The organism is Rhodococcus sp. MEB064, from assembly GCF_000834565.1.
GTDB lineage: Bacteria > Actinomycetota > Actinomycetes > Mycobacteriales > Mycobacteriaceae > Rhodococcoides.
Genome location: NZ_JXQS01000001.1, coordinates 64,574 through 71,302, shown reverse-complemented (window position 1 = coordinate 71,302; position 6,729 = coordinate 64,574). Strand labels below are relative to the sequence as shown.

General features: G+C 68.8%; 8 protein-coding genes. 4 read left to right on the top strand and 4 right to left on the bottom strand.

What is annotated here, in order from left to right; translation table 11 throughout:
- Nucleotides 1–1,051: ferrochelatase (locus tag RU01_RS00330; protein WP_042572509.1), on the top strand; the 1,051-nt coding region annotated here is incomplete at its 5' end.
- A gap of 88 nt (nucleotides 1,052–1,139) precedes the next feature.
- On the opposite strand, the gene RU01_RS00325 is transcribed toward RU01_RS00330, so the two are convergent.
- A complete protein-coding gene (locus RU01_RS00325) occupies nucleotides 1,140–1,958 on the bottom strand; it encodes a hypothetical protein (RefSeq protein ID WP_042572508.1) in 819 nt (272 codons plus the stop codon).
- Nucleotides 1,959–2,102: 144 nt separating this feature from the next.
- Between RU01_RS00325 and RU01_RS00320 the strand changes: the two genes are divergently transcribed.
- The 3 genes from RU01_RS00320 (at nucleotide 2,103) to RU01_RS00310 (ending at nucleotide 4,649) form a co-directional block, all read left to right on the top strand.
- Entirely contained in the window at nucleotides 2,103–2,939 is an 837-nt protein-coding gene (locus RU01_RS00320) for a DUF3097 domain-containing protein (RefSeq protein ID WP_042572527.1), read from the top strand.
- Between the two features lie 75 nt (nucleotides 2,940–3,014).
- Nucleotides 3,015–3,446, top strand: coding sequence for an NfeD family protein (locus RU01_RS00315; protein WP_042572526.1), 432 nt, complete (start codon nucleotides 3,015–3,017; stop codon nucleotides 3,444–3,446).
- Nucleotides 3,447–4,649 carry an SPFH domain-containing protein gene (locus RU01_RS00310; RefSeq protein WP_082042769.1) on the top strand — a complete coding sequence of 401 codons (1,203 nt, stop codon included), beginning with the start codon at nucleotides 3,447–3,449 and terminating at the stop codon, nucleotides 4,647–4,649.
- Between the two features lie 3 nt (nucleotides 4,650–4,652).
- On the opposite strand, the gene RU01_RS00305 is transcribed toward RU01_RS00310, so the two are convergent.
- From RU01_RS00305 to RU01_RS00295, 3 genes are all read right to left on the bottom strand, one after another.
- On the bottom strand, nucleotides 4,653–5,210 hold the full coding sequence (locus RU01_RS00305; RefSeq protein ID WP_042572507.1) for a hypothetical protein: 558 nt from the start codon (nucleotides 5,208–5,210) through the stop codon (nucleotides 4,653–4,655).
- Entirely contained in the window at nucleotides 5,207–5,809 is a 603-nt protein-coding gene (locus tag RU01_RS00300) for a hypothetical protein (protein WP_042572506.1), read from the bottom strand. Before RU01_RS00300 ends, RU01_RS00305 begins: the two co-directional genes overlap by 4 nt.
- Before the next feature lie 99 nt (nucleotides 5,810–5,908).
- Entirely contained in the window at nucleotides 5,909–6,655 is a 747-nt protein-coding gene (locus RU01_RS00295; protein WP_442970420.1) for a TVP38/TMEM64 family protein, read from the bottom strand.
- Nucleotides 6,656–6,729 lie beyond the last annotated feature (74 nt).

The following is a 6,729-nucleotide window of genomic DNA, read 5'->3' as shown; positions in this document are numbered from 1 at the left end:
TGCTCTCGACGCTCTTCTGCTGTTGTCCTTCGGCGGACCCGAAGGGCCTGACGAGGTGCGGCCCTTCCTCGAGAACGTCACTCGGGGAAGGGGCATCCCTCCGGAGCGTCTCGATGCGGTTGCCGAGCACTACCTGCACTTCGGTGGCGTCTCGCCGATCAACCGACTCAACCGCGAGATCATCGCCGCGGTCGAGACGGAGTTCGCCCTGACGGGCATCGACCTGCCCGTCTACTTCGGCAATCGCAACTGGCACCCGATGGTGGAGGACACCGTGTCGGCCATGAAGGCCGACGGGGTGCGCAACGCCCTGGTCTTCCCGACGTCGGCGTGGGGCGGGTACTCCGGGTGCCGCCAGTACCACGAGGACATCGCTCGTGCTCGCGCTGCTGTGGGTGACGGGGCGCCGCAGCTGACCAAGCTGCGCCAGTACTACGACCACCCGCTGATGGTGGACTCGTTCGCGGACGCGATCCGCGCCGCCCTGAGCAGACTTCCCGCAGACCGCCGCGACGGTGCGCGCGTGGTGTTCACCGCGCACTCCGTGCCCGTGTCGGCCGACGAGGCAGCCGGCCCACCGTTCGCCGGCGGTAATCTCTACAGCCGTCAGGTCACCGAGGCTTCCCGGCTGTGCGCCGCGGCGGCCGGCGTCGACGACTTCGATGTCGTGTGGCAGTCGCGGTCGGGCCCGCCGCAGATCCCGTGGCTCGATCCCGATATCTGCGACCACCTCGAGGCCCTGTCCGCCACCGGTGTCGACGCCGTGGTCATCTGCCCGGTCGGATTCGTCTCGGATCACCTCGAGGTGGTGTGGGACCTCGACACGGAAGCAGTCGAGAAGGCCGAGGAACTGGGAATGGCGCTCGAGCGAGCGGGAACACCCGGCGCGGACCCGCGTTTCGCCACCCTCGTGCGGACGTTGGTCCAGGAACGTACCGCCGATGTCTCCCCGAAGCGGCTGGGGTCGGAGCCGGCCTTCGGCACGACCGTCGACGGATCCCCGTGCAACCCCGGATGCTGCGAGCCTCCGGTGCGACGCCGCCCCGCCTGACACCCTGAACACCCCCCGCGAGTACGCCGAAACTGTCGTGATCAGGGCCCGGATCACGACACTATGGACGTACTCGCCGGGGGTAGATCTAGCGCGGGTCGGACGCCAGATAGGTGTCGATGGCAGCGCGAACGGCTGCGCGCCGTGCGGTCCGGACGGCGCTCTGCAGGGGTCGAAGGACCGCTTCGCGCGCCTCGGCGCCCGTGCTGCTCGCCGCCTGTGACGGTGCGGACGTGCGCGCTGCATCCAGGATGGCGTCGACGCGGTCGGCGGTGTCCAACACTCGTGTCGTGCGCTCCGGGAGCGGGGGATAGCGGTGACGCCCGACCAGGGCCAGGCGCTCCGCGATCATGGTGTGCGGATCGTCCCCTCGCCCGGTCGCGACGGTCTGCAGGGTCGACAACGCTTCCGCTGCACCGCGAACGGTGTCGCGCATGGAGTACTCGATCTCACCCAGCGAGAGTTCCTGGTACGTGGTGGGGACGGTGACCGTGAACACGGTCCAGCGCATCACATCCGGCCCCTCGTGGGTGGGTACGAAGGCGACACCGGATCCACCGGGAACGCCGACGACGACGCCTTCACCGGCAAGCACTGCAGCAGAAGCGAATTCGCGGTCGCGGGGGAGTCCGGCGACGTCGCCCGGCGCCGGGAGCACGAGATCGACGGTCACATCGCGGTGTCCGACGGGGGCGGCATCACGGACGGTGCGGAGGAGTTCCGCCACCCCGACGTCGCGGGGCGCGGGCCAGGGCAGTGACAGTCTGTCCGCCGTGTCCGGATCTCCGGCGACGACGAGACTGAGCGGACCCCATTCGGTGACGGCATCGATGACGTCGTCGGGGGACGCGGCTCCGGCGAGCCAGGCGCCGCACCAGATGGCAAGGCTCGAGGATGGGGACGACACCTATCGATCATAGGCGCTGGAGTCGTGCTCGACCGGCGTGCCTGCCCGTCGAGCGGTACCCGAACTGGGTAGCGTGGAGCCGCTCCGGCGGTCTGCCGGAGCGGCGTGAACGATGTGCAGCAGAGTCGACGAGCGAGGGTGGTCATGTCCGGGAACGACCGTTACGGCGGGGACATCTTCGCCGGTCATCCGCGAACCGTGCGTCGTGTCGCACCGACGGTGGCGGCCGAGCGCGATCTGGTCGTGGAGGACGCGGCGACCGGTTTCTGCGGCGCCGTGGTCGGTTTCGAGCGCACGTACGACGGCGACTTCGTACGACTGGAGGACCGCCGAGGAGTCCGTCGGTTGTTCGCGATGAGAGAGGCTGCCTTCCTCGTCGACGGTTCACCCGTGACGCTGACCAAGCCGAGGCCGGTCGTGGCCACCACCGCAACGCGATCCGCGTCGGGCTCGACCAAGGTGCAGAATGTGCGCGCGAAAGTTGCTCTGCCGAGCCGTATCTGGGTCGAGGGCATTCACGACGCCGCCATCGTCGAACGGGTCTGGGGCCACGACCTGCGGGTCGAGGGCGTGGTCGTCGAGCATCTCGAGGGGCTCGACAACCTCGCGGACCGGTTGCAGGAGTTCGGTCCCGGTCCAGGCCGCAAGGTCGGCGTACTGGTGGACCACCTCGTGGACGGGTCCAAGGAGGATCGGCTCACGCGCTCCCTCGGTCCGTACGTGACCGTCACGGGACACCCCTACATCGACGTGTGGGAAGCGGTGAAGCCCGCGTCGCTCGGTATCGACGGGTGGCCGCGCATCCCGCGCGGAACGGACTGGAAGACGGGCGTCTGCCGCGAATTGGGCTGGGGGACAACGCAGGACGGGTGGCGCAAGGTCTACGGTGCGGTGTCGACCTTCCATGACCTGGAAGCGCCGCTGATCGGTGCCGTGGAGCGTCTCGTCGACTTCGTCACCGTCGCCGACGAAAACGGGTAACCCGGTCGGTAACGATCGGTGCACGACGCCGTTCAGCACCCCACGGCGTCGGTGTTCGTGGCTACTGTGGGTGGCGTGGTTGCACTTCTGTGGTTGGTCGGAGCGGTGATTCTCGCTGCCGGTGAGGCACTGTCCGGAGACTTCTTCCTGTTGATGTTGGCCGGTGGCGCCCTGGGTACCGCGGGCGTCTCGGCCCTGACGGATCTTCCCGTGTGGGGCGATGCACTCGTGTTCGCTGCGCTGTCCGCGGCTCTGATCCTCGGTGTCCGGCCGGCGCTCACCCGCCGGTTCTCCACGCCGCCGCCGACGCCCACCGGTATCGCGGCCCTCACGGGACGTCATGCCAGGGTGATCGACGCCGTCGGTGAGCATTCGGGAACGGTCAAGCTCGACGGCGACGTGTGGACGGCTCGTCCGCTCGATCCCACCGAGGTGTACACGGCCGGAACGACCGTGACCGTGATGAAGATCGACGGCGCCACGGCCGTCGTGTGGAAAGGACCCTAGATGGCCGACTATGCCGCCTTGATCGCCCTTGCCGTGGTCGTACTCTTCGTGGCCGTGGTGGTGGCCAAATCGGTGACGCTGGTCCCGCAGGCCGAGGCCGCGGTGATCGAGCGACTGGGCCGTTACTCCAAGACGGTGTCCGGGCAGCTGACGTTCCTCGTGCCGTTCGTCGATCGCGTGCGCGCGAAGGTCGACCTGCGCGAGCGTGTCGTCTCGTTCCCCCCGCAGCCGGTGATCACGCAGGACAACCTGACGGTGTCCATCGACACCGTCGTCTACTTCCAGGTGACGACGCCGCAGGCCGCGGTCTACGAGATCAGCAACTACATCGTCGGTGTCGAGCAGCTCACCACGACCACCTTGCGCAACGTGGTCGGTGGCATGACGCTGGAAGAGACTCTGACGTCTCGTGATTCGATCAACGGCCAGTTGCGCGGGGTGTTGGACGAGGCCACCGGTCGATGGGGCCTCCGCGTCGCCCGCGTCGAGCTCAAGAGCATCGATCCGCCTCCGTCGATCCAGGAGTCGATGGAGAAGCAGATGAAGGCCGACCGGGAGAAGCGCGCCACCATCCTCACGGCGGAAGGTCACCGGGAGTCGTCCATCAAGACGGCCGAGGGTGACAAGCAGTCCCAGATCCTCTCGGCCGAGGGCGCCAAGCAGGCCGCGATCCTGGCCGCCGAGGGTGAGCGTCAGTCCCGCATTCTCCGTGCGCAGGGTGAGCGCGCTGCGAAGTACTTGAACGCGCAGGGTGAGGCGAAGGCCATCGAGAAGGTGTTCGACGCCATCAAGGCGGGCAAGCCGACGCCGGAGTTGCTCGCGTACCAGTACCTGCAGACGCTGCCGAAGATGGCGCAGGGCGACGCCAACAAGATGTGGGTCGTTCCGTCCGACTTCGGGGATGCGCTGAAGGGGTTCGCGAAGAATCTCGGTGCGCCGGGCGACGACGGTGTATTCCGGTTCGAGCCCAGCGATCAGGGCGCCGGACACACCAAGGCCGCCGACGACACCGAGGAGGTCGCCGACTGGTTCGACACGACGACCGACCCGGCCATCGCTCGCGCTGTCGCCGACGCGGAAGCCGTGGCGCGCAAGCCCGTCGACACGTCCCTGTCCGCGGCGGCCCCGCCGAAGCAGGAGGCGACGGACGTGGAGACGCCCGCGATCGAGGGTCAGGACGGGCAACGGGAGCTGGACGTCTGACGGTCAGTTCGCCAGACCTGCTCCCACTCCGCCGGCGGCCAACGCCCAGAGAACGCTGGTGAAGGTGCCGATGATGAAGTACTCGGATGCGCGGGGATCGCGTAGTTCGGGGTAGCGCGCCAGGCCTTTGACGGCCAGGACGACGGCGATGCCTTCCGGCCACCCGGCGAGTATCGACACGACGACGGCGATGCGTTCGAGAGTGCCGATGACGAGACCCCCGCGAAGAACGGGGCGATCGTCGTCGGCACTGTCGTCTCCGGGTTCGGGTCGCCGGCGCGAGAGATGGAACACGGCCGGGACCACCGCGGCGCCGCCGGCGACGGCAGCCAGGACCGTCAGAGCGAGCACCGCGACGAGTGCTACGCCGGTGACAGGTTCGGGCGCTGCGGCCGCGGCACATCCCGCCACGCCGAGCCCCAGCGACGCAACGACGGCCGGCAACCACCACGGCGCACGACGGTGCGATCTCCTCGCGCGGGGAACGGTCGGAACCGGGGCGGCGGGAACGGTCACGGACGACGCGGCGATCACGAGGGCGACCAGAGCGATCACGGTCATGCGCGAGACCTCTCGTCGCGGGCGAGGCGATCGGCATCGGCGAGCAGTCGGGCGACGACCGGACGTGCCGCCCGCTCGGCATGCCACCCTGCGACGGACAGTCGTTGGGACACCGCTTGCGGCGTGATGGACAGTTCCGCGGCGACGGCGGTCTGGGAACCGAGTCGACGCACGCTGTCGACGGCGGCGCGTCCCTGCTCGCTGCGGCGCACCAGGAGCGTGGCCAGCAGCGTGGTGACGGCGTCCGCGTCCGCGGCGGAGGCGCCGTGGCGTCCGCGCACGGCGATGTGGGCGGGGGAGTTCTTCGCGCTGTCCACCGCCTCGCGCGCCGCTTCGAAGGCCGGTCCGCGGCCGGCCCTGGTGGAGGCGGGCAGCGGGTCCTCCACGCTGCCCACACCGATGCCGACACTCCAGTGCCCGTCCTCGACCAGGGCGAGGGCGGTGTCGAGGGTGTCGGTCGCGTCGTCGGAGACCGCCTGGACCTCGTCCCCGGCGGTGCGTTCGAACGGGCGGAGCAGCGTGGTGGAGCGGCCCAGGATGTCGGCGACGCGATCGACGTCGCGTCGACTGCCTCGCTGGTCCACGGTCAGTACGAACATCTATCAACCCTAGAAGCTTGATCTGCTCACATCAAGCCCTCAGTCTTGATAACTACGTTCGAGATCAAGTTTCAGAACTTGATAGATCGATATCAAGGTTCAGCGCTTGATATCGCTGTCCGATTCTGTGGAGTCGGCGATCGGAAGCGCCGTCTCGAGCACCGGTAACCGCGCGTCGAGGACGAGACCCACGATGCCCACTCCGATGCAGACCGCCGAGACGGCGAGAAGAATCGGGTCCCCGTTGCCGGCGAGTGCGTCGCCGAGCAGCACGATGCCGACAGTGCCGGGAATCACGCCCACGAGTGTGGCCAGCGCGAACGGCACCAGGCGAACGGCCGACAGGCCTGCGGAGTAGTTCACGACCGAGAACGGCACCGGAGCGATCAGGCGCAGGCTCCCCACCGCCAGCCATCCGCGTCGCGCGAGTCGAGCGTCGACCGCGCGGATCAGGGGGTGATTCAGGCGCGTCGCCACCACGTCGCGTCCGAGAGCGCGGACGAGAAGGAACGCCAGCACCGCGCTGACGGTCGTAGCCGACACCGCGACGGACACACCGGTCACCGGCCCGAACAGCACCCCGGCCGACACCGTGAACAGGGTTCGAGGGACAGGAGCGATGGTGACGACCGCGTGGGCGAGGAAGAAGGCCAGCGGAAAAAGAGGGCCGACAGCGGTAGCCCAGTGGCGCATCCGGTCGACCGACGGCAGCGGAACGAGCACGGCGATCGCGATCAGTCCACCGACGAGCACGACGGCGAGCAGCACGCGGAGGAGGACGGCGCGGCGGTTCCGCGGGGTGCGAACCTCGCCGTCGGAGCGCGGCGCGAGGCCCGGTGTCGTCACGACAGTTCACGCTACCGAACGTGGCAGCGAGCACCGCTCCACGCGCTACTAGGAGGCCCGATGCTCGGACGCCC

Coding starts and splice junctions, on each gene's coding strand:
- RU01_RS00320 (WP_042572527.1), top strand. CDS start 2,103: ATGTCCGGGAACGACCGTTACGGCGGGGACATCTTCGCCGGTCATCCG.
- RU01_RS00310 (WP_082042769.1), top strand. CDS start 3,447: ATGGCCGACTATGCCGCCTTGATCGCCCTTGCCGTGGTCGTACTCTTC.
- RU01_RS00305 (WP_042572507.1), bottom strand. CDS start 5,210: ATGACCGTGATCGCTCTGGTCGCCCTCGTGATCGCCGCGTCGTCCGTG.
- RU01_RS00300 (WP_042572506.1), bottom strand. CDS start 5,809: ATGTTCGTACTGACCGTGGACCAGCGAGGCAGTCGACGCGACGTCGAT.